Annotated in this window: 20 protein-coding genes, 2 tRNA genes and 1 riboswitch; of the genes, 8 read left to right on the top strand and 14 right to left on the bottom strand. The window is 58.8% G+C overall.

Annotated elements, in window-relative coordinates:
• Window positions 1-2: 2 nt before the first annotated feature.
• The 5 genes from ACJ8QF_RS11400 to ACJ8QF_RS11380 form a co-directional block, all read right to left on the bottom strand.
• Window positions 3-449 (bottom strand): type VI secretion system baseplate subunit TssE, encoded by a 447-nt coding sequence (locus ACJ8QF_RS11400; RefSeq protein ID WP_015378391.1) that lies wholly within the window; start codon window positions 447-449, stop codon window positions 3-5.
• An 81-nt stretch (window positions 450-530) separates the two neighbouring features.
• Window positions 531-1,055 carry an Hcp family type VI secretion system effector gene (locus tag ACJ8QF_RS11395; RefSeq protein WP_004935369.1) on the bottom strand — a complete coding sequence of 175 codons (525 nt, stop codon included), beginning with the start codon at window positions 1,053-1,055 and terminating at the stop codon, window positions 531-533.
• A gap of 231 nt (window positions 1,056-1,286) precedes the next feature.
• Window positions 1,287-2,813, bottom strand: a complete 1,527-nt coding sequence (tssC, locus tag ACJ8QF_RS11390; protein WP_004935371.1) for a type VI secretion system contractile sheath large subunit — start codon at window positions 2,811-2,813, stop codon at window positions 1,287-1,289.
• Entirely contained in the window at window positions 2,810-3,367 is a 558-nt protein-coding gene (tssB, locus tag ACJ8QF_RS11385) for a type VI secretion system contractile sheath small subunit (RefSeq protein ID WP_004935376.1), read from the bottom strand. Before tssB ends, tssC begins: the two co-directional genes overlap by 4 nt.
• A gap of 24 nt (window positions 3,368-3,391) precedes the next feature.
• Entirely contained in the window at window positions 3,392-4,357 is a 966-nt protein-coding gene (locus ACJ8QF_RS11380) for an ImpA family type VI secretion system protein (protein WP_004935378.1), read from the bottom strand.
• A gap of 1,610 nt (window positions 4,358-5,967) precedes the next feature.
• On the opposite strand from ACJ8QF_RS11380, the gene ACJ8QF_RS11375 reads away from it, so the two are divergent.
• Window positions 5,968-6,402 carry a DoxX family protein gene (locus ACJ8QF_RS11375; RefSeq protein ID WP_154871102.1) on the top strand — a complete coding sequence of 145 codons (435 nt, stop codon included), beginning with the start codon at window positions 5,968-5,970 and terminating at the stop codon, window positions 6,400-6,402.
• A 57-nt stretch (window positions 6,403-6,459) separates the two neighbouring features.
• Here ACJ8QF_RS11375 and ACJ8QF_RS11370 read toward each other — a convergent pair whose 3' ends face one another.
• From ACJ8QF_RS11370 to ACJ8QF_RS11355, 4 genes are all read right to left on the bottom strand, one after another.
• Complete coding sequence (locus ACJ8QF_RS11370; RefSeq protein WP_440484335.1) at window positions 6,460-7,092, bottom strand: helix-turn-helix domain-containing protein; 633 nt, start codon at window positions 7,090-7,092, stop codon at window positions 6,460-6,462.
• A gap of 119 nt (window positions 7,093-7,211) precedes the next feature.
• Window positions 7,212-7,682, bottom strand: a complete 471-nt coding sequence (locus ACJ8QF_RS11365) for a MarR family winged helix-turn-helix transcriptional regulator (RefSeq protein WP_015378395.1) — start codon at window positions 7,680-7,682, stop codon at window positions 7,212-7,214.
• Complete coding sequence (locus ACJ8QF_RS11360; protein ID WP_275094946.1) at window positions 7,672-9,159, bottom strand: UbiD family decarboxylase; 1,488 nt, start codon at window positions 9,157-9,159, stop codon at window positions 7,672-7,674. The genes ACJ8QF_RS11365 and ACJ8QF_RS11360 overlap by 11 nt, the downstream gene beginning before the upstream one ends.
• Before the next feature lie 471 nt (window positions 9,160-9,630).
• Window positions 9,631-9,720: transfer RNA gene (locus ACJ8QF_RS11355), tRNA-Ser, on the bottom strand.
• Window positions 9,721-9,812: 92 nt separating this feature from the next.
• Between ACJ8QF_RS11355 and mtfA the strand changes: the two genes are divergently transcribed.
• Both mtfA and ACJ8QF_RS11345 read left to right on the top strand, forming a co-directional pair.
• Window positions 9,813-10,613 carry a DgsA anti-repressor MtfA gene (mtfA, locus tag ACJ8QF_RS11350; RefSeq protein ID WP_004935401.1) on the top strand — a complete coding sequence of 267 codons (801 nt, stop codon included), beginning with the start codon at window positions 9,813-9,815 and terminating at the stop codon, window positions 10,611-10,613.
• Window positions 10,614-10,712: 99 nt separating this feature from the next.
• Window positions 10,713-10,788, top strand: a tRNA-Asn gene (locus ACJ8QF_RS11345).
• A gap of 54 nt (window positions 10,789-10,842) precedes the next feature.
• Here ACJ8QF_RS11345 and gap read toward each other — a convergent pair.
• From gap to ACJ8QF_RS11325, 4 genes are all read right to left on the bottom strand, one after another.
• Window positions 10,843-11,853 (bottom strand): type I glyceraldehyde-3-phosphate dehydrogenase, encoded by a 1,011-nt coding sequence (gene gap, locus ACJ8QF_RS11340; RefSeq protein ID WP_033632647.1) that lies wholly within the window; start codon window positions 11,851-11,853, stop codon window positions 10,843-10,845.
• 78 nt (window positions 11,854-11,931) lie between these two features.
• Window positions 11,932-12,906 carry a GlxA family transcriptional regulator gene (locus ACJ8QF_RS11335; RefSeq protein ID WP_131164900.1) on the bottom strand — a complete coding sequence of 325 codons (975 nt, stop codon included), beginning with the start codon at window positions 12,904-12,906 and terminating at the stop codon, window positions 11,932-11,934.
• 126 nt (window positions 12,907-13,032) lie between these two features.
• Window positions 13,033-13,767: an SDR family NAD(P)-dependent oxidoreductase gene (locus ACJ8QF_RS11330; RefSeq protein WP_442537522.1), complete on the bottom strand. Its 735-nt coding sequence runs from the start codon at window positions 13,765-13,767 to the stop codon at window positions 13,033-13,035.
• Window positions 13,768-13,780: 13 nt separating this feature from the next.
• Entirely contained in the window at window positions 13,781-14,803 is a 1,023-nt protein-coding gene (locus tag ACJ8QF_RS11325; protein WP_015378399.1) for an LLM class flavin-dependent oxidoreductase, read from the bottom strand.
• 150 nt (window positions 14,804-14,953) lie between these two features.
• A riboswitch (TPP riboswitch) is annotated at window positions 14,954-15,056 on the top strand.
• Window positions 15,057-15,118: 62 nt separating this feature from the next.
• On the opposite strand from ACJ8QF_RS11325, the gene tenA reads away from it, so the two are divergent.
• Genes tenA through ACJ8QF_RS11305 form a run of 4 tightly spaced genes read left to right on the top strand, consistent with a single transcriptional unit; the run spans window position 15,119 to window position 18,274 of the window.
• Complete coding sequence (tenA, locus tag ACJ8QF_RS11320; protein ID WP_015378400.1) at window positions 15,119-15,802, top strand: thiaminase II; 684 nt, start codon at window positions 15,119-15,121, stop codon at window positions 15,800-15,802.
• Window positions 15,799-16,539 (top strand): ABC transporter ATP-binding protein, encoded by a 741-nt coding sequence (locus ACJ8QF_RS11315; RefSeq protein ID WP_325961692.1) that lies wholly within the window; start codon window positions 15,799-15,801, stop codon window positions 16,537-16,539. The genes tenA and ACJ8QF_RS11315 overlap by 4 nt, the downstream gene beginning before the upstream one ends.
• A complete protein-coding gene (locus tag ACJ8QF_RS11310; protein WP_004935455.1) occupies window positions 16,536-17,303 on the top strand; it encodes an ABC transporter permease in 768 nt (255 codons plus the stop codon). Before ACJ8QF_RS11315 ends, ACJ8QF_RS11310 begins: the two co-directional genes overlap by 4 nt.
• 35 nt (window positions 17,304-17,338) lie before the next feature.
• A complete protein-coding gene (locus ACJ8QF_RS11305) occupies window positions 17,339-18,274 on the top strand; it encodes an ABC transporter substrate-binding protein (RefSeq protein ID WP_265261239.1) in 936 nt (311 codons plus the stop codon).
• Here the strand turns inward: ACJ8QF_RS11305 and ACJ8QF_RS11300 are convergent, their stop codons facing one another.
• Window positions 18,275-19,015: a transporter substrate-binding domain-containing protein gene (locus ACJ8QF_RS11300; RefSeq protein ID WP_004935461.1), complete on the bottom strand. Its 741-nt coding sequence runs from the start codon at window positions 19,013-19,015 to the stop codon at window positions 18,275-18,277.
• A 286-nt stretch (window positions 19,016-19,301) separates the two neighbouring features.
• On the opposite strand from ACJ8QF_RS11300, the gene opgB reads away from it, so the two are divergent.
• The gene (gene opgB, locus ACJ8QF_RS11295; RefSeq protein WP_442537521.1) at window positions 19,302-21,605 is read left to right on the top strand and encodes a phosphatidylglycerol--membrane-oligosaccharide glycerophosphotransferase; all 2,304 of its coding nucleotides are present in this window, start codon (window positions 19,302-19,304) and stop codon (window positions 21,603-21,605) included.
• Window positions 21,606-21,674: the final 69 nt, after the last annotated feature.

Below are 21,674 nucleotides of genomic sequence, written 5' to 3'. Positions count from 1 at the left end.
TATTAATCAAATACGTGTACGGCGCCACAGGAATAATCAAGAGCGATGCGCAAATTAACCAGCATTTCGTCACCCGGTAATGAGCAGGTGCCATAAATATCGAATAAAATCGCCAGCACATACGATTGGCGTTCATTCACTACAGGCACCACACGAATCGTTTTCGGATCCAGACGCGGCTCAAACGAAGTAATGATTCTTTGTATATGTCTCGCCAGCGTTAACGGGTCGGTATTAATCGGTATGCGTTGGCTCAGCGACGGCAGGCCATAATTCAATACCGAACTTTCGCTGTGCGCATAATCATGAAGTTTCAAATCAGCGCTGCGCGATGCGTCATTCAGTAAAAATTCGATATCACGCACCAAAACACGCCGCCAATTATCGGCGCTGGCGCTTTGATGTCTCACGCTGAGCTTATCGAATAGCATGGGCAATGACGCTTTCATTTAACACCTCGCGATAAGGCTTATGTCTGCCCGCAATCGCTGCGGGCAGACAGCCTGCAATTAGTGTTGTGACATCAATGATCAGATACGGGCATTAAGCTTGAGGTCATACCCCGTCTTAATTACCGCACCCATGGAGCCATCATTGTTTTGCTCTTTGTACTCAACTTCGATACGTGCGAAATTCAGCTTGATAACGTCGGTTGGCAGCACGGTATCGATTTCAGTACCGATGGTGGAATTCAGCGGCATATTACCCACGGTCTTGAATGAGGAAACCAGGCAGTTGCTGAAGGTCACGGCAATGAAGTCTTGCTGACCCTGGCCTGATTTACGGCAAACAAGTTTTGCCTGAGGAATATGCTCGCCGGTGGCGCACATCAGGAACAGTTTCGGCGAAGCCTTGTTGCTCACCATGCGAAATTCAAAGTCTTTCATCTCGACTTTGCCTGAACCGCCGCCGCTCCCGAACCCCCAACGGCCGGCGTTTTCTTCCGCCCATTGCCAGGCTTGCAGCTGAATCCAGCCAGGGTAGGTTTGGTCGGGTGATTCACCATCAACACCCTCAATTTTCAAAAAATAGTCTACTAAAGCTTTCGTGCTCATTTTTTGTCTCCTTGACTGATAGGTCTACTTCGTTAATTGAAAAGTCTATTCAGATAAGTCGTTATATTGCCTACGCGATCATTGAAATAGCGACAATGAGAACCCATTAGCCATTAATAAATAGCAATAGCGTAAAAAACAGCGCCACTAAATTTCAATGAAATATCAATTCCCACCAACGCCATTTAATAATTAACGTCGGCAATATCCAAACCAATGACCAGCCGTAACTTATCTGCTCCCATCTTTTTTGGCTGACGGAAGTTTTGATACAAGTCGCAAGGACACGGTCATGCCTTCCAACTGGTAATGCGGGCGCAAATAGAAATGCGCGCGGTAATAACCCGGATCGTCTTCCACATCTTCAACGCGCACCTCGGCGGCGGCTAATGGACGACGCGCCTTGGTCGCCTCGGTCGATACGGAAGGATCGCCATCGACGTAGTTCATCAGCCAGTCATTCAGCCACAGCTGCATATCGTCCCTGGACCGAAAAGAACCGATTTTGTCGCGCACGATGCATTTCAAATAGTGCGCGAATCGGCACGTGGCGAAAATATAAGGCAAGCGCGAAGACAGCTTGGCGTTGGCCGTCGCGTCGGGATCCTCGTATTTCGCCGGCGCGTGCATGGTGCAAGAACCGATAAAAGCGGCGAAATCGGAATGCTTGCGATAGACCAGGGGCAAGAACCCGGCGTCGGAAAGCTCTTGCTCGCGCCGATCGGAAATGGCCACTTCCGTCGGGCACGTCAGTTCATATCCGCCCTCATCGGATGGAAACGCGTAGGCGGGCAGTTCTTCCACCGAGCCGCCGGATTCGATGCCGCGGATCTTCGAACACCAGCCGTACTCATGGAACGCGCGGTTGATGTTGACGCCCATCGCATACGCCGAGTTGGCCCAGGAAAAATCATCATCCACATCCGGCCTGACAGACTCCTCGAAAGCGAACTCTTCGATCGGGTTGGTTTTCGCCCCATAAGGCAAACGCGACAGGAAACGCGGCATCGTCAACACCAGGTAACGCGAGTCGTTGCTTTCGCGCAGGCGGCGCCAGGACGCATATTCCGGCGTGGTGAAAATCTTGCCGATATCCCGCGGGTTGCCCAGTTCGTTCCACTTGCTCATCTGCAGCAGCGACGGCGACGCGGCGGAAATGAACGGACAGTGCGACGCCGCGGAAATTTTCGCCAGCTCGGTCAGCAGCGTGACGCTCATCGGGCTGTGATCGAATTCAAAATCGCCGATGATGCAACCGAACGGCTCGCCGCCGAACTGACCATATTCCTGTTCGTAAATCTGTTTGAACACCGGGCTTTGATCCCAGGCGGAGCCCCGATAGCGGCGCAAATTGCGCGTCAGCTCATCCTGACTGATGTTCAACACCCGGATCTTGAGCGTTTCGCTGACGTTGGTGTTATCGACCAGATAACTCAGACCTTGCCAGGCGGACTCCAGCTTCTGGAACTCCTTGTGGTGCAAGATATTGTTCATCTGTTGCGAAAGCTGTTCGTCGATCTGGGCAATCAACGATTCAATGGTCAATACAACATCCTGACTGACCTTGACCTTGCCTTTATTGGCATATTCGGACAGCGTGCCGATAGCCCGACGAACCGCTTCCGAAGCCTCGTTCGTTCTGGGCCGGAATGAACGCTTGAGCAAACCGTCAAGCTCATTTTCCGTGTCCTGCGTTTCAACTTCAGCGACTGCCGTAGCCTGCTGCTTAGCCGAATAGCGTCGTTGCCTCGCTCTCATTCCTCATCTCCTTTATTGCCGGGATCCTGCACATCCTGTTCCGCATCCGCGACCGTTTTACGCGCATCCGTCACCAAACGATGCAGAAAATCGGGTTTCTCCAGCAGATTCTTCACCACTTCTTCCGCGCTGGATTTACCATCCATATAGGTGATCAGCTCCGTGAGATGCTCCCGGGCTTCAAGCAGGCGTTGCATCTGCGGAACCCGTTTGGCGATGGCGCCAGGCGTGAAGTCATCCATCGATTCAAACTCCAATTCCACGTCCAGCAACGCATCGTCTTCGCTCAGGGTGTTCTCTACGTAAAATTGCAGACGAGGCTTGATGGCGCGCATGCGATCGTTGAAGTTGTCCTGATCAAAGGTCAGGAATTTCCGCTCTTCGATCGGCAGCAAAGGCTTTTTCCGATGCCCAGAGAGATCGGACATGACCCCCGTAACAAAGGGCAACTCCACTTTCTTTTGTGAACCGTAAAGCTCTACGTCATATTCAATTTGCACGCGCGGCGCGTTATTTTTACCGATAAATTTCTGAGAGCTTGAGTCCTTAGCCATTGGAAAACTCCTTTGTGATAAAAATTACTTCCCGGACAATTGATTTAACGAGGCCAGAGATTCCGGCAAAAGCTCCTCAACAATCGTCGCGAAGTCCATACCGATCATTTTTTGTGAACGTCGAATAAGAATGGGGGCCGGATGGCTGGGCTCATAGTTTTGGAAATAGTCCAAAACCTGATCCAACAGCAAGATGACATCCTGCCGGGAACGGATATATTTGCCGGGCATGGCGACAGGCGCGTCAGCATCCGGCGAGTCAATCTCCGCGTCATCCCGTTCAGCCGGCAATTCCTGCTGTTCCAGTGAAGCCAGCTGGCGGCTGAACTGTTTCAAATAGTCGCGTACCTGCCGGCAGTCCAAACGATAATCTTCAGCCTGCAGATTGGCGTAATTCTCGACGCGCTCCAGCGCATCGATTTCCAGCGCCAATTGCTCTTTCAGCGAAGGCAGATTTCTGCCGGCAAAATAACTGTCGGCTTGCCCCAGCACCTTTACCACCTCCGAAAAATGCAGGCTTTTGCCTTCCTGCTCGTCAAGCCGCATATTCAGCAGCTCGTCGGTGGTTAACGGCGTGTCGGGAAAAATCTTGCTGTTCTTGATTTCGTGCAGACAGGACGATGTGGCGAGCCACCCTAATGCGGCCGCATGAAAGCTGTCCGATGAGGGTTCCATGTCCGCCTGAGGGAAAATGGTGGCGCCCTCCTCGGCATATTTGGCGTCAATATCCTTAATGCCCTGGTAGAAGGCCGAAAAACCGTCGATATGAAGATTGGCGCGCATAAACCACAGCACGACATGTAAATCGAAGCACTGTTCCAGCAACGCGGCAGACTGCTCGCGAATGGCGTGCCAATTGATATCACGCGCATTGTCTACGGCATTAAGCGGATCGGTTTGGCTGTCATATTCCGAAAGCGTGAATTCAATTTCACTGTATCGTGGATCAAATTCGACGCCATTCACTTCCGTTGAGATGACTTCATTCATGGCCTGATATCCTTTTCAATCAGCACTAGAAACATAAAGCCTAATAAAGCGGGCTTTTACGTTCGCCAGTCTTTCCCAGAGTCCTTTTAGCGTAAGTTAGTCGTCACCAAGCTCGCAAATTGTTTAGATGTATTAATATTAACAACAATAATAGATTGAACCTATCAATAGAATCACAGTGATCGGTTTAAACTATTTTACATTTACATATTTATTTTTTCCTTTTAAAATCAATAAATTGCAAACGATAATTATGCAAGCTAAGAATAGGAAAAAAATCAAAAACTGCCCTAAAAACAACGTTTCATCCTTGGTAGGATAATTCCAGTAATACCACTGGATACAAATAATTTAATTAGCAAATGATAACTACAGTAAATAGTGAAATTTTTTCATAAAACCATGACAACCAGTCGTTTCTTGCAAGCGGGTAGCACGCAATGATCAATAGAAGACGATGGCAGTGTGACTTTCATTTCCAGCACTCAGTACTTACACATGCGAAACCTGGTGTGAAAATAAACAATTTGGCGAGAGTTTTGATTATTAATTTTAAAGCTAAAGCACAGATTAACATTCCGCCGTGGTGCACCGAATACCTATTGGTACACAAACAGCCTGGTGGATAAAGCATCATTCTTTTATAGTTAACTCAGGGTAATGATCAGAATAATTTAAGATTCAATTCCCCTTCGTGTGTGTTCTCATACGGCTTACCGCGGCAAAAGCACCACTGCGGTAAAGAGTCTCGCAGACTAAAGTGGCATTAGAGATATCATTTACTATAACGGCAAAATAACCACGTAAGCGCTGCAACGACAGGAACCGTGTTAAGACCAGCGATCTGTTCCGTTTACAAGAAATGTTTCCCTAACTGATAAGACCACTAATTTGATACTAGCAAAGGCAAACCCAATATCAAGAAAAAATATTATTTTTTTAATAAAAAAATAACAAATCAATATACATAAAACAAACAATTCAATAACTTAAAACAGCGCTGAATCGATTACTTTTACGCCAGGAAAAATAGTTCATGGAAATTTGCCCCCCCCTCATAACCCCCTCAGTCAATCTCCCTCATTCTCTTCGGCATTGAATTGTCATCAAAAAATAAGAAAATCTATAAAAATAAAACCCGCCACTGGCCGTACGCCCCACAGGATCAACTTTCGCAAGGCAAAATAAGCAAGATAATTCCCAATAAAAAGGCCGAAAAAAAGCGTTAATGATTTAGCGGTTCAAAATAAAAATAAAGGTAACTCTATTGGGTTATTAAAGCGAAAACGCGCACCTTTTCATTGCTGCAAAAAAACCTTATGAATCTTTACGTTGCCTGTCCTTTGACAATCCTTGATGAAAACGCAAATCGGGTAGCCAACACATACAGAAAAGAGATGGGCTACGCGGCGGGCCACCTCTGCCGATAACTTTTCTCATCCCCGGTTCGGCCGGTGCGCACAGGTCATTCCACCTAAAAATCAAGCCGCACCGCCGGCCTCGCCCGGCGATTTAACGCCAAGCCCGCCGTTTTCCTGATCCAGAACAGCTTTCGCATTCATCCGACTGATATATTGATTGAAAATCATTCCTATTCAGGAGAAAAAGCCATGGTTAAGTCACTCAATGCGGCATTCACTCGCTTTTTTGACCACCCGGACGCCGGCAAATTGGCGCTCAGGCTAACCTTCGGCGGGCTGATGCTGTTTCACGGCGTGGCGAAGATTCAGCACGGCGTCGGCTGGATCGCCGGGGCGTTGCAGGAACAGGGGCTACCCACCTTCATCGCCTACGGCGTGTATGTGGGGGAGATCCTGGCGCCGATACTGATCATTTTGGGGCTGTTCACCCGCCCCGCCGCGCTGGTTTACGCCTTTACGCTGGTGGTGGCGTTTTTGATGGTGGGCACCGGCAAGGTCTTCACCGTCACCGACGTCGGCGCCTGGGGCATTGAAAACGAGCTGGTGTTCTTTATGGGCGGACTCGCCATCCTGCTGCTGGGCAGCGGGAAGTATGCCATCGCGCGCAATGAAGCCTATCGGTAAGCGGTAGCATTAATAAGGAGGTTCTTGGTTTGAACCTCCGCGGTGCGGAAGCGGCGTTTAACGATCGGCCAGCCGGTAAACCGGAACCTTGCGCGTCGTGCCGGTCAGGGTGTCGAAAATCTCCGTTTCCGCCGTCACGATCGTCATGCCGGTTTTTCTTAGCCTGCGCACTTCGGCGGCGATGCGCTGTATGCCGAACCAGAACAGTCCGTCCAACGCCGTGACGCGCAGCCCCTGCTCCAGCGCCAGCTTAAGCCGCTCACGCGGCGCCTTGAGCGCTTTGGCGATTTCCCGGTAAGGCAGCGCGTCCACGCCCGACGCCGAAGTTCGGTGAATACGGGTCGACAGGCCATATTGGAAGGCCTCAGGCACGTCGCTTAAATCCCTTTTCAGGCTGTAAACGCAGCCAAAGCGCTTGCCGTTGAACACCACATTTTTTTGACTGATCGACAGCTCATCGCGCAGGCCGGCAATCAGCTGCGGCGCCCGCACCAGCAATAAGCGAAACGGCAATTCGAAACTGGTCACATAGTCCACGTTGAGCAGCGCAATGCGCAGACGCTGTTCCGCCCCGGCCTGCGTCTGGCGACACTCGTTCAACACCTCGCTCCACTGGCGCGCGAGCCGCGGGGCTTCATCCAGCGGCGCGAAGTGGTATTTCTCGATGTGGTAGTCGATCCTTTCATTCATGTCCGTTGGCCCCTGCCTCAGTCATCATGCCCTCAGCAAATTACCTTACCCGCGGGCAACAGTACAACACCGCGATGAGGTCACTCGGGAAATACGGCGCTGGCTTTCGCCGGAACGGACTACGCGGGCTCGATGAACAGCATCATGCGTTGCAGTGCGTCATCCAGGGCACTGAGCCCGGCATCATCCAGACAGGCCATCAGCTGTGCGTCATAATCCGCCACCCATTGCCTCGCCTGGTCAAAAATGGGACGAGACGCCGGCATGACGCGCAGATATACCGCGCGCTTATCTTCCGGATCGGGGAAGCGCGCGACCCACCCCCGATTGACCAGTTGGGTGATCGTACGGCCTAGCGCGGTGCGATCGGTCTGCGAATGCGCTATCACCTCGCTCATGGCCACGTCGCCCGGAAAACTGTAGAGAATGCGCAACGCGCGCCACTCATGGAGGCTGAGTCCTTGCAAAGCGAGTAACGCAGACAGCCGTTTTTCGCGGTGACGCACCACCTCCGTCATCCTGTAAAGCGCGCCATTGGGCAATCCCATTCCCCGTCTGCCGCTCTGCGTGCCTTTTTTTTCAGAATCCATACTGTTTCCAATTAGCTTCGACTTTTGCCCTGACCGGCTCCGGATAAGAGTGCCTGAAAGAGGCGGTACCCGCACGTGTTACGCCGCTGAACTGCTCGGGGAACAGGCAGTTGATGATGGCTTTGCCGCCGCTACCGCGCGCCTTGTCTTCTTCCGTCAGGTACGGCACCATCGGGAACTCGCGTACGTCCGGGAAGATAAAATGGTCGCGCGCCGGATGTGAACGCGTGGCCAACGCCCAAACCACCTGATCGATATCGACAATATCAATGTCATTGCCGACCAGGATCAGTTTGGGGATCAGGTAGCCCGCATGCGAGCCGAAGACCACCTCCGCCACCTTGCCGGCAAAATCCGCCGCGGTGGTATTCATTCCGGCCAGTTTTTCGATATCGACGGAGACCACCGCCCAACAGGTCGCCGCCTCATAGGAACACCAGACAAAGTCAACGGGCAAGGCCGCGCTCTGCAGGGTTTCCAGCAGCTGAGCCGAGATCATGGTGCCCCAGATCGTATGATTTTCTTCCGGCGGCTTGCCGGCGACGCAAATCGGCAAAATGGGGTCATCGCGAAACGTCACCGCACGCACATGAAACACCGGCTGTTCATGGCCTTGCTGGTGTTGATAGCCGTGATACTCCCCCATCGGCCCCTCCAGCGCCGTCTCCGTCAGGCTGATTTCACCTTCCAGCACAATTTCCGCATTGGCCGGCACCCAGAGATCGTTGGTTTCCGCTTGGGTGAGCGTAACGCTTTTACCGAGCAGCGCGCCGACATAGTCAGGCTCACTGACGCCGGCCGGCAACGGCATCCCCGCGACCGCCACCGCGGCAGGCGGCGCCCCGAGCACCATCGCCCACGGCGTAGGTTTCCCTTCTCGGCGCCACATTTCACGGATCATGCCGATGTGTTGGGTGGGTATCGCCGGGCCGGTGAGACGATTGCGATCGAGCATCATGAGCCTGCCGACTCCCCAGCTATGCCACTTTCCGTCCGGGGATTGCACGACATGGAACCCGTAAGTGCCGAAATAGCGCCCGCCATCCCGTTCATGCAACAGCGGTACCGGGAAGCGTTCCAGATCAACCTCGTCGCCACGCCAAATATTCTCTTTCACCGGGCCGGTCGAACAATAATCCGGCGCAAACGGCTCCGCCTTCACCGCCCGGCGAATCGCCGCCACGATATCCCGCGGAGCGCTCTCCGGCGGCAGCCCAAAATGGAGGGCGAGGCGAGAATAGGCATGTTCCGCAGAAGCGAGCATGCCGGCGGGCGCGCCGAGGATGCGGGCTCCCGGCATCGCGCCCGCCACATGATGAAATAGCGGAGCCGAAAGCCGTTGCTCATAGACCCGGCGGCAGACAGCCGCTATCTCCAGGTCGGCGGAAACTTCCTGATGCACGTCGACCAAATCGTTTCGGCGACGCAATTCCTCAATGAAGTGACGAAAATCCAGTGCGCAATCGAGCAAACTCATGGCAAGTCCTCCAGTCTCCAGGCGGTCAGCCCCTTCTGTCGCCCTCGTTTCGGGCAGGAGACTGATCATTTATGTGCATGTGCACACATATTAGTGCGCAAAAAATCGCGTGTAAATACACACTATCCTGGAGGCGTTGGGCATGTTGTCAGTCTGGCAAACTTTTCAAGGGATAGCGGACTCAGACCGTGCACGCCCCTGCCGGCAGGCATTATCGCCGTGACGGTTTCACACGTTCAGCGTGATTGGCATGCATAGCACTGGGCTTGCCGCAAGCGCCGCACCGGATCCAAGCGCAACGTGGCTCACAAAATGAAGAACATAATCGCAAAATGCTATTCGTTGATATTGCACGAGTTATAATGCGGGAAAGGATCTCGGCCAACGCAAACCGGTTTCATATCCAACGGTTTACAAGCATTAGCGAAAGAAAAGGATTTTGATTCAATGGGGGAATAACGCGGGGTAAAGTGGCGGAGAGAGGGGGATTTGAACCCCCGGTAGAGTTGCCCCTACTCCAGTTTTCGAGACTGGTCCGTTCAGCCGCTCCGGCATCTCTCCTGACAACGCTTGCTATCATGCCCGCTTTTGCGGCATTTTTACAGCATTAGCATACCGCTGAACGTTCAAGTGATGAGTTTACGAGCAACCTGATGATTAAATGGCCGTGGAAAGCGACTCAACCCTCTCAATCCCAGGCAGACATCGAGGCCCAGTGGCAGGACGCGCTGGCGATCCCGCTGCTCTCGCCGCTGAATGAGCAGGAGCGGCAGCGGCTGGTGGCCGTCGCCGGGCAAATATTGCAGCAAAAGCGCATCGTGCCGCTGCAGGGGCTGCAGCTCACCTCGCAAATGCAGGCGCGCATCGCCCTGCTGTTCGCCTTGCCGGTGCTGGAGCTGGGCGCGGAATGCCTCGACGGCTTCAACGAAATTCTGCTCTACCCCACCCCGTTCGTGGTGGAAGACGAATGGCAGGACGAGATCGGTCTGGTGCACTCGGGGCCGGTGGTGCAGTCGGGCCAAAGCTGGGAACAGGGGCCGATCGTGCTCAACTGGCAAGACGTGCAGGACTCTTTTGACCTCTCCGGTTTCAATCTGGTGATCCACGAAGCGGTGCACAAACTGGATATGCGCAACGGCGGCGTCGCCACCGGCGTGCCGCCGATCCCGCTGCGCGAGGTGGCCGCCTGGGAACACGATCTGCACGCCGCGATGGAAAGCCTGCAGGACGAGATCGACATGGTCGGCGAAGAGGCCGCCAGCATGGATGCCTACGCCGCCACCGATGCGGCCGAGTGCTTCGCCGTGCTGTCGGAGTATTTCTTCAGCGCTCCCGAACTGCTGGCCGAACGCTTCCCGGCGCTGTATCAGCACTTTTGCCGCTTCTACCGCCAGGATCCGCTGGCGCGCCTGCTGCGAGACCAGGCGGAAAACGACGCGCAATGGGCTGATTGACGGGCACATTGCTCAGATACCGAGCAGTCGCACCGCCTGGGGCAATTTAGCGTTGACACACCCGGAGCCGCTGGATATGATGCGCCCCGTTCACACGATTCCTCTGTAGTTCAGTCGGTAGAACGGCGGACTGTTAATCCGTATGTCACTGGTTCGAGTCCAGTCAGAGGAGCCATATTTAGAGAAGCCCGCTTAAGGAAACTTAAGCGGGCTTTTTGCTGTTGGGCGTTTATAGCCCGCGTTGTTCCATCAGCAGCGCCAGATCGACCAAGCGGTTGGAGAAGCCCCACTCGTTGTCATACCAGGCGAGCACTTTCACCAGGTTGCCGCCGATCACCAGCGTGGACAGGCCGTCGATGATCGACGAACGCGCATCGCCCCGATAGTCGCTCGACACCAGCGGTTCATCGCTGTACCCCAGGATCCCTTTCAGCGGGCCGGACGCCGCCGCCGCGCGGAAAGCGGCGTTGATCTCCTCCACCGTCGCCGGGCGTTTCAGCGTCACCGTCAGATCGACGATGGAAACCACCGGCACCGGCACCCGCAGCGAATAACCGGTCAGGCGGCCGTCCAGTTCGGGGATCACCTTGCCGAGCGCCTTGGCCGCGCCGCTGGAATAAGGCACGATCGATTCCGCCGCCGCCCGCGCGCCGCGCAGATCTTTTTCCGGCTGATCGTGCAGCGCCTGGCTGTTGGTATAGGCATGCGTGGTATTCATCAAGCCGTATTCGATGCCGAACGCCTGATGCAATACCTGCGCGGCGGGCGCCAGCCCGTTGGTGGTACAGCTGCCGTTGCTGACCACCTTATGCAGCGCCGGATCGTAGAGGTGATCGTTAACCCCCATCACCAGCGTGATGTCGTCATTCTTGGCCGGCGCCGAGATAATCACCCGCTTGGCGCCGCCGTGCGTGATGTGCACTTCCGCCTTGGCTTTATCGGTAAAGAAGCCCGTCGCTTCGATCACCACGTCCACGCCCACGCTGCTCCAGGGGATTTCGGCGGGATCGCGCTGCGAAAACACCTGAATCGGCCGGCCATCCAGCAGCAGCTGGTTGTCGCCGGCTTCCACCCTGGCCGCCAGCGTGCCGGAAAGCGTGTCGTATTTCAGCAGGTGCGCCAGCGTCTTACTGTCGGTCAGATCGTTGATCGCCACCACTTCAAAATCGCTGCGCCCCAGCGCCGCGCGCAGCACGTTGCGCCCGATCCTGCCGAAGCCGTTAATGCCTACTCTCACCATGATGCACTCCTCATTTGTGGACTTTGCCTCAAATCTAGCGCCGACCAGAAGCGGCGTAAATGACGTTTACCAATCAATTTACGCCAAATTGCGCGCATGAAAGCGTTCGCGGTATTCGCTCGGGGTCAGCTGCAGTTTGCGCTCAAACACCCGCCGCAGGTTAAGGCCGTTGCCGAAGCCGGTGGCCAGGGCAATCTGCTCGATACCTTCCGCGCTCTGTTCGAGACGCTGCCTGGCGGTATGCAACCGCCCCTCTTCAACGAATTTGGCGGGAGAAATGCCCGTCTCGCGGGTGAACACCCGGGTAAAGTTGCGCGGGCTCATCGCCACGCGCTCGGCCAACCGATCGACGCTGAGATCGTCGGCAAGGTTTTCCAGGATCCAGGATTGCAGGTCACGGATCGGCCCCGGCGATTTGGCCTGGTTGAGCGGATAGCGGCTGAACTGCGCCTGCCCGCCGGGGCGACGCAGAAACATCACCAGATCCTGCGCCACTTCGCGCGCCTGCACGAAGCCGTAATCATCCTCCACCAGCGCCAGCGTCAGATCGAAGCCGGAGCTGACGCCGCCGGAGGTCCAGATCGGCCCGTCCTGCACGTAGATTGGGCCATTTTCGACCTGCACCCGCGGGAAGCGCGCCTGCAGCGTTTCCGCCAGCCGCCAGTGGGTGGTCGCCCGCCGCCCGTCCAGCAACCCGGCTTCGGCCAGCAGCAGTGCGCCACCGCAAACGGAAGCGATACGGCGCGCCTGCGGCGCCGCGCGGCGCAGCCAATCGGCGACCAGGGCGCCCTCTTCTTCGGTCGCCCCCTTGCCGGCGACGATCACGGTATCGCGCGGCAGGGCCGGATCGAGATCCGCCAGGCGATGATCGGCCAACAGGCTCAGCCCGGACAGACCGTGCACCACCCGGTGAGATTGCGTGGTGGCGACCGCGATCTGATACAGCGGCCTCTCGGCAGGGCTCAGGCGATTGGCCTGCATCAGGATATCGGCGATGCCCGCCGCTTCGAACAGCATGCCCCCTTCAGGGACGATAATCAGGAATGAGTGCATGGCAATAATATAAATAACAATCAAAACAGGCCAGGCAACCACTGTATAAGAAAAGCCCCGTCGGTTCACCCTGCGGGTATAAAAAAGCCCGCCGATAATCACCGACGGGCCAGGAAGGAACGGCCATCAGGCCTGCGGCAGGTTCACCCCGCCGGCGCGCGCCAATTGCGCCAGCAGCGCCGTTTGAAACGCCTCATCGTGCACCGCCGCGTGAGGTTCAAACCGCTGCTGGTGGTGCCAATAGCCGCCGGAAATCAGTGCCTGCGGTTCATCGCTGCTCACCAGCCACGCCTGCGTCACGTGTCCCAGCGCCAGATCGTCGGGCGCATCCGCGCCGCCCATTTTGGTCGGCACCCAGCCGGGATCGACCGCGCTGCTGATAACGCCGGGCCACAGGCGCGCCACGGCGGCGGCCAGCGCGGTGACGAACAGCTTGCTGTCCGAATAGGAGCCGGCTGCGCCGCCAAGCCAGTCCACGCCGTTCAGTTCCGCTACGCCGTCAAAGTGCATGCTGCTACTCAGGTAGACGATGCGATCGGGGCGTTCGATCAGGGCCGTCAGCAGATAGGGGGCTATCACGTTCACCGGCATCACCTGCGGCCCGGTGAACATGCCGGCGTTGTGGATCACCGCATTCGGGCGGCCAAGACGATTCACCTGCTCGGCGACCTGCCGGATCTGCTGCACCTCGGACAGGTCGCCAATCACCGCCTGCGCGCCTTGATCCAGCAGATCGCGCACCGCCTCCAGACGGCCGGGCGCGCGCGCATGCAGGATCACCTGATGCCCTTCCTCCAACAGCGTTTGCGCGGCGGCGCGCCCCAGCCCGTCGACCGAACCGGTAATGAAAATGCGTGACATGCCACTCCTCCGTTTAGCGCCAGCCGAGCGCCGGCGCGACATGGGTTAAAATCGATTCGATAACGTGGGCGTTATAATCCACGCCCAGCTGGTTAGGCACGGTCAGCAGCAGCGTATCCGCTTCGGCGATGGCCTCGTCCTGCGCCAGCTGCTCGATCAGCGCGTCCGGCTCAGCGGCATAGCTGCGGCCGAAGATCGCCCGGGTCTGCGCGTCGATATATCCCAGCTGATCGCCCTCTTTGCCGCTGCCGCCGAAGTAATTGCGATCCCGCTGATCCACCAGCGCGAAGATGCTGCGGCTCACGGAAACCCGCGGCTCGCGCGCATGGCCGGCCTCTTGCCAGGCGGCGCGATAGGCGCGGATCTGCTTGGCCTGCTGGATATGGAAGGGTTCGCCGGTCTCGTCATTCTTGAGCGTCGAGCTTTGCAGGTTCATGCCCAGCTTCGCCGCCCAGACGGCGGTGGCGTTCGAACCGGCGCCCCACCATATGCGATCGCGCAGCCCGGCGGAAAACGGCTCCGGCCGCAGCAGCCCAGGCGGATTGGGGAACATCGGCTGCGGATTGGGTTCGGCGAACCCTTCGCCGCGCAGCGCTTCCAGGAACACTTCGGTATGGCGGCGGGCCATGTCAGCGTCGGTTTCGCCCTCGGCCGGGGCGTAACCGAAATAGCGCCAGCCGTCGATCACCTGCTCCGGCGAGCCGCGGCTGATGCCGAGCTGCAGCCGCCCGCCGGCAATCAGATCCGCCGCGCCGGCGTCCTCCACCATGTACAGCGGATTTTCATAGCGCATGTCGATCACGCCAGTGCCGATCTCGATACGTTGGGTTTTGGCGCCGATGGCGGCCAGCAGCGGGAACGGCGATCCCAGCTGACGCGCGAAGTGGTGCACGCGAAAATAGGCGCCGTCCGCCCCCAAATCTTCGGCGGCAACCGCCAGATCGATGGACTGCAGCAGCGCATCCGCTGCGGAACGGGTGCCGGACTGGGCGGAAGGCGTCCAGTGGCCAAACGAGAGAAAACCAATCTTTTTCATCGGGCATCGTCCTCAAAGGCAAAATCATCGGCCTACAGTGACAAAAACCGCGCGCCTTGCGCCAGCAAAATCGCCCCCGATCGCACTAAACGAACCGATTGCCGCCGCGCCGCCCGGCGATTGTAATCAAAAAACAAATGTCGTATAACAGGCAGCTCCGAGGGGTGTCCTGTTACGGGCTGAGATGGCGCAAGCCGAACCCTTTGAACCTGATCTGGGTCATGCCAGCGAAGGGACGGTTAGGCAACAACGCTATCACCCGTTGCCTGTTCATACCTCAGCGTGCCCGGATCTCCACTGACTCAAGGAGGTCCCATGTCCATCACCACCCTGTTCGAAAGCGGCCTTTACGGCCGGTTGCGCCACCATGCCGGCAGCCACTGGCAGGACTACGTCGATCACCCGTTTCTGCAGCAGCTGGCCGCCGGCACCTTGCCTGAACGAGCTTTTCGCCGCTACCTGACCCAGGACTATTTGTTCCTGCTGCACTTCGCCCGCGCCTACGCGCTGCTGGTCAGCAAGCTGCGCACCCTGCCGGAGATGCGCGCCGCCACCGCCTCGCTCAACGGCATCGTCGCCGAGCTGCCGCTGCACGTGGCCTACTGCGCCGAATGGGGGCTAAGCGAAGCGCAGATCGCCGCCCAGCCGGAAGCGGCGGAAACCATGAACTACACCCGCTACGTGCTGGATATCGGCCATGCCGGCGACGCCCTCGATCTGTTGGCCGGTCTGCTGCCCTGCGTGGCCGGCTATGCCGAAATCGGCCTGCGGCTGCTGCACGATCCCGCCACCCAGATGGAGGGCAATCCTTACGCCTCCTGGATCCGCAACTACGGCGACGAGGGCTATCTGGCCGGCGTACGCGCCGCCATCGAACTGCTGGAAACCGTTGGTCAGCAGCGCGGCGCACAGGATCGCTTCACCGAGCTGGCGCAGATTTTCACCACCGCCACCCAGCTGGAATCGGCATTTTGGCAGATGGGGCTGAACGCCTCATGACCTCCCCGCTTCTCCCGCCCGGTATCCAGGTGCGGGATCTCAGCCTGCGTTTCGGTCAGCACATCGTCTTCGACCGGCTGAGCTTCGACATCGCCGGCGGCAGCTTCGTCGCCCTGCTCGGCGCCAGCGGTGCCGGCAAAACCAGCCTGCTGAAGATCATCGCCGGCCTGGCGCAGGCCAGCTCTGGCTCGGTGATCGGCAGCGACGGCCTGCCGATCGCCGGGCGCATCGCCTACATGGGGCAAAAAGATCTGCTTTACCCGTGGCTGACCATCGAAGAGAACGTCGCCCTCGGTTCGCGGCTGCGCGGCGAAACGCCGGATCGGGCTTGGGCGGCGCACCTGCTGGAGCGCGTGGGCCTGGCCGCGCATGGCCACAGCCTGCCCGCCTCGCTGTCCGGCGGCATGCGCCAGCGCGCCGCCATCGCCCGCACGCTCTACGAACGCCAGCCGATCGTGCTGATGGACGAACCCTTTTCCGCGCTGGACGCCATTACCCGCGCCGAGATCCAGAGCCTGGCCGCCGAGCTGCTGGCGCAAAATACCGTGCTGTTGATCACTCACGATCCGATGGAAGCCTGCCGCCTGAGCCACCGGCTGCTGGTGCTGTCGCCCTGGCCGCTGGGCCTCGACGATACTCACCGCATCAGCGGGCTACCGCCGCGCGCGCCGGATGACGCCGACCTGCTGAAAAGCCAGGCCGAGCTGCTGCAGCAGCTGGTGAGGGCCGCGCAATGAATAGTGCCCAAGAGCGTGGACTCACCCGCCTGCGGCGCGGGCTGACGGTATTCGTCGGCCTGCTGCTGCTGTGGTGGCTGGCGGCGCAAAGCGGCATTCCGGCCTTTCTGCTGCCCACGCCGGGCGCAGTAGCGCAGGCGCTGTGGGACGGGCGCGGCTATCTCGCCTGGCACACGCTGGTCACCGCTTCGGAGATCGTCAGCGGGCTGGTGCTCGGCGTGTTGCTCGGCGCGGCGCTGGCGCTGTGCATGATTTTCTCGCCGCGCCTGCAGCGCTGGCTGATGCCGCTGGTGCTCACCAGCCAGGCGATACCGGTGTTCGCCCTGGCCCCGCTGCTGGTGCTGTGGTTCGGCTTCGGCATGAGCGCCAAGGTAGCGATGGCGGTGCTAGTGATCTTCTTCCCGGTGGTGTCGGCCTTTTTTGACGGGCTGCGCCGGGTCAATACCGACTATCTCGATCTGGCGCGCACGATGCGCGCTTCGCGCTGGGCGCAGCTGCGGCACGTGCGGCTAATGGCGGCGCTGCCGGCCTTCGGCTCCGGCCTGCGCATGGCCGCCGCCGTCGCGCCCATCGGCGCCATCATCGGCGAATGGGTCGGCTCGGCCGAAGGGCTGGGCTATGTGATGCTGAACGCCAATGCCCGCATGCAGACCGACGTCTGCTTCGCCGCACTGTTTATTTTGGTGCTGATGACCGTGCTGCTGTGGGCCGCGGTGGATGCGCTGCTGCGGCGCCTGATCGCCTGGGCGCCGGAAAACGACTGATGATTGCAACCATAACCAGGGATAAAGGAACGACCATGATCAAACAAACCGTTTGCGGGCTGCTGCTCGGCGCCGCCCTCACCGGCCAGGCCGGCGCGGCCGACAAGCTGACGCTAGTGCTCGACTGGTACATCAACCCCGATCACGCGCCGATTATGGTGGCCGAGCAGATCGGCGCCTTCAAGGCCGCAGGGCTGGACGTCAAGATCGTGCCGCCGTCCGATCCGGCGCTGCCGCCGCGGCTGGTGGCCGCCAAACAGGCCGACCTCGCCATCACCTATCAACCGCAGCTGCACTTCTTCGCCGATCAGGGCCTGCCATTGATGCGCGTCGGCACGCTGATCAACACGCCGCTGAATACGGTGATCGCGCTGGATAAAAACATCACCTCGCCGGCGGATCTCAAGGGCAAAACGGTGGGTTACTCGGTCAGCGGCATCGAACAGGCGACGCTGGCCACCATGGTCGAACACGAGCACCTCAAGCCGCAGGACATCAAGCTCATCAACGTCAACTTCCAGCTGACCAGCGCCCTGCTGGCGGGCCAGGTCGATGCGGTGATCGGCGGCTACCGCAACATCGAAGCGCTGGAGCTGAAGCTGCAGGGCAAGACGCCGGTGGTGTTCAACGTCGAAGATTACGGCGTGCCGGCCTACGACGAGCTGATCATCGTCGCCCACCGCAATGCGGTGAACGAGCCGAAAATTCGCAAATTCCTCGCCGCGCTGAAGCAAGGCAGCGACTACCTGCACGCGCACCCGCAGGACACCTGGCTGGCGTTCGCCAAGGCGCACCCGGAGCTGAATACCGAGCTGAACAAACAGGCGTGGCAAGCCAGCCTGCCGCTGTTCGCGCGCGATCCGGCCAAGCTGGATCGGGCCCGCTATGAGGCTTACGAACAGTTCCTGTTCGACAACAAGCTGATCAAGAAAATCACCCCGGTAGACCAGTACGCGGTGGAGCTGAACTGATCACGCCGAGGCGGCCGGCGGCGCCACCGTCACTTCGCCCTGGCCGCTGCGCTGCAGGGCCGCCTTCACCAGCCCATTGGCCTTGCAGCGTTCGATAAACGCGTTCACATAGGCGGCGCCCTGCGTGTTTTGCCGCGGCACCGCCATCGCCTGGCGGATGGCGGTAAAATGTCCGTCCAGCACTCGGTAGCCGGGATGGGCGGCCGCGGCGGCCAACAGCGGTTGACGCACGCCGGCCGCCGCCTCCAGCCCCCGTTCGAAAAACAGCGCGATCGCCTCGGCGGAGGTTGCCGCCCGCACCAATTGCGCCTGCTGCAGCGTGCGCGATAAAAACAGATCGTACGCCGCCCCCTGCCCGACCGCGATGCGCACCTCCGGCCGGTCGAGCTGCGCCACTTCAGAGTAAGGCGCGTCGTTCGCCACCAGATAAGTCCCCTCAATGATCACGTAGGGTTCGCTGAAGGCGATCTGCGCTGCGCGCACCGGCTCGATGGCCATAAACGCCAGGTTCCAGGCGCCGCTGTCCAGATCGGCGAACACCTTGCCGGCCGCGTCATAGGTCACCAGCTCCAGCGCCACGCCCAGTTCGCGAGCCAGCGCGGCGGCCAGCTCCACCGAAGCGCCTTGCGGTTTGCCATCAGCCCCGGCCTGCGCCAGCACCGGATTGCCGTAGTTGATCGCCGCGCGCAACACGCCTTGCGGGGCCAGATCGTCGAGTACCGCTGCGGGGATTGTCTGCATACTTCCTCCTGAATGGCTGATGGATGCACCGTCGTGGCGCTCATTAAGCGTAGAGCGAAACCTCCGACCAGCAAGCTTTCGCCGCCGCGGCCACCGTCGGCGTGATTAACGTCACACTATTGTCATAAAAATGTACAATAGCCGCCGCTCGTCGGCCGTAGCGGGAGATCGCACGTTGTTCCGCCGCCGGCAATAGGCTATACCCTTCACTTTTCGCACCGCGGCACGCTCGGCGGCGCAAACCAGGGCAGCAACGGTTTTATTTCAATCAGACAAGGTTTGGCGGATGGTTTTAGCAGTCGTTTCGTTTGTTCTCTTTTTGGCGTCGATTTTGATTTATCGCACCCGGGCCGCCGCCAACCGCTGGTGGTTCGCCATTCTGCTGACGCTGCTCGGCAGCTATCTGGTGCTGAACGTCATCCTGATCGCCAGCAACTACTTCACCGGCGACGGCATCACCGATGCGGTGATCTACACCGTCACCAGCAGCCTCAAAGGCGCGGGCATCAGCAAATATGTGCTGCCGTTTATCGGCCTGCTGGCGGCGTTGGGGCTTATCTTCGCGGTGCTGGCCCGCAGCCTGCTGCGCCGCAAGGCCAAAGGCAGCAGCGTGGCCTACAGCGTCGTCGCCGTGCTGCTGGCGCTGTTTTCGGTCGGCACCACCCCGGCGTTTCAGGACATCTCGCTGCTGGTCAAGAGCCAGATCGTCGGCGATACCGCCGATTTCACCACCTACTACAAGGCGCCGAAAAAGACCGTACAGGGCAAGCGGCCGAACCTGGTGTACATCTATGCCGAGAGCCTGGAGCGCACCTACTTCGATACCGAGCTGTTTCCCGGCCTGGCCGACGAGCTGAACGCCCTGCGCACGGACAGCATCGATTTCAGCAATACCCAGCAATTGCCGGGCACCGGCTACACCATCGCCGGCATGGTCGCCTCACAGTGCGGCATTCCGCTGTTCGCGCCCTTCGACGGCAACGCCTCCAGCGCGGTCTCCACCTTCTACCCGGAGAACGTCTGCCTGGGCGACGTGCTGAAGGCCGCCGGCTACAGCAACTATTTCTATCAGGGCGCCGAGCTGGCGTTCGCCGGTAAAGACACCTTCCTGAAATCCCACGGCTTCGACCACGTTTACGGCTTCAAAGAGCTGCGCGATCGGGTCGCCGATCCGAGCTACAAAAACGACTGGGGCTGGTACGACGACAGCGTGCTGGACGTGGTGTACGGCAAGTTCGTCGAGCTGTCCAAACAGCGCCAACCGTTCTCGCTGTTCACCCTGACCGTCGATACCCATCACCCGGACGGCTTTATCTCTGCCGGCTGCAGCAAGAAAAGCTACGCCTGGCAGAACAAGGAAAACCGCTCGCTGAGCGCGGTAGCCTGCAGCCAGCAACACATCGCCGCGCTGATCGACAAGATCAAACGCTCGCCCTATTTCAGCAATACCGTGATCGTGGTGTCCTCCGATCATCTGGCGATGAACAACACCGCCTACGACATCCTGACCAAACAGAAGCGCCGCAACCTGTTCTTCATCATCGACGGCACCCGGCCGCTGGCGGAACAGCGCAACGAGAAGCGCAGCACGCTGGACAACGGCGCCACGGTGCTGGACGTGATGGGCGGCGACAACTACATCGGCCTTGGCCGTAGCAGCCTGTCGGCGCCGTCGCTGTCCACGGTGTTCCTGAACATCGAAGAGAAGATCAACGGCTGGAAACCGGCGGTGATCAATCAGTGGGGCCTGCCGAACCGCATCAGCGACTACAGCGTGGATACGCGCCAACGCAGCTTCAGCTTCTCCGGCGTCACCTACAAGGTGCCGTTCATCCTGCGGGTGGGCGACAACCGCATCGAACCGATGTTCAACGTCTACCTCTCCACCCCGCTGCGCAAGCAGCTGGCCGGGCTGGGGGCGGGGGAGAAATTCGTCTGGGTCGATAAATGCTACGAGATCGGCCGGGTCTGGGCGCCGCAGCTGGCGCTGAGCACCGACATCTGCGTGGCCTCGGGCACCCTGGCCTCGCCGCCGCAGATCGCGCAGGCCAGCGGCGAACGCTTCAACGGCAAGGTGAACTTCTCCGGCCCGGCGGCGGACAGCGTCGCCGATTATCAAAACGCCGTCGCCCGCCTGCAGGTGGACGACGCGGCGGTGAAATACCGGGCGGACGCCATCGAGTTCATGCTTCCCGGCATGCCGGAGCAGGTGAAAGCCATCACCGGCGTCTCCGCCGTCGAGGAATGGGGCCGCTGGTCCGACGCCAATCTGGCGCCGGCGGTCGACATCGATTACGTCGATCCGCTGCCGAAGCGCTTCGATCTGGTGCTGCGCGCCCGCGCCTACGGCAACAACGTCGGCGAACCGATTTCGGTGCGCGTCGGCGACGAAGAGCGCTTCGTGTCGCTCGGTGAACAGGACAGCACCGTCACCCTGCGCTTCGACAACTCGCGCGGCGCGCAGAAGATCAGCATTACTCCGCCGGCGCCGACCGAGCCAAAAGAGAGCGCCAGCGGCGGCTTCACGCCGAAGAAGCTGGGCATCGGCCTGGTGTCGCTGAAGGTCGAAGCGGCCGCTCCCGCCTCCTGATCCCCCGCCTTCACGGGCGCGGTATTTTCTTTGCCGCGCCCGTCATTTCGACCAAGCTTTTACGCCCTT

This window comes from Serratia sp. CY81684 (genome assembly GCF_052166595.1).
In the GTDB taxonomy this organism is placed as follows: Bacteria; Pseudomonadota; Gammaproteobacteria; order Enterobacterales; family Enterobacteriaceae; genus Serratia; species Serratia nematodiphila.
This window is presented reverse-complemented; position numbering and strand designations above follow the sequence as displayed.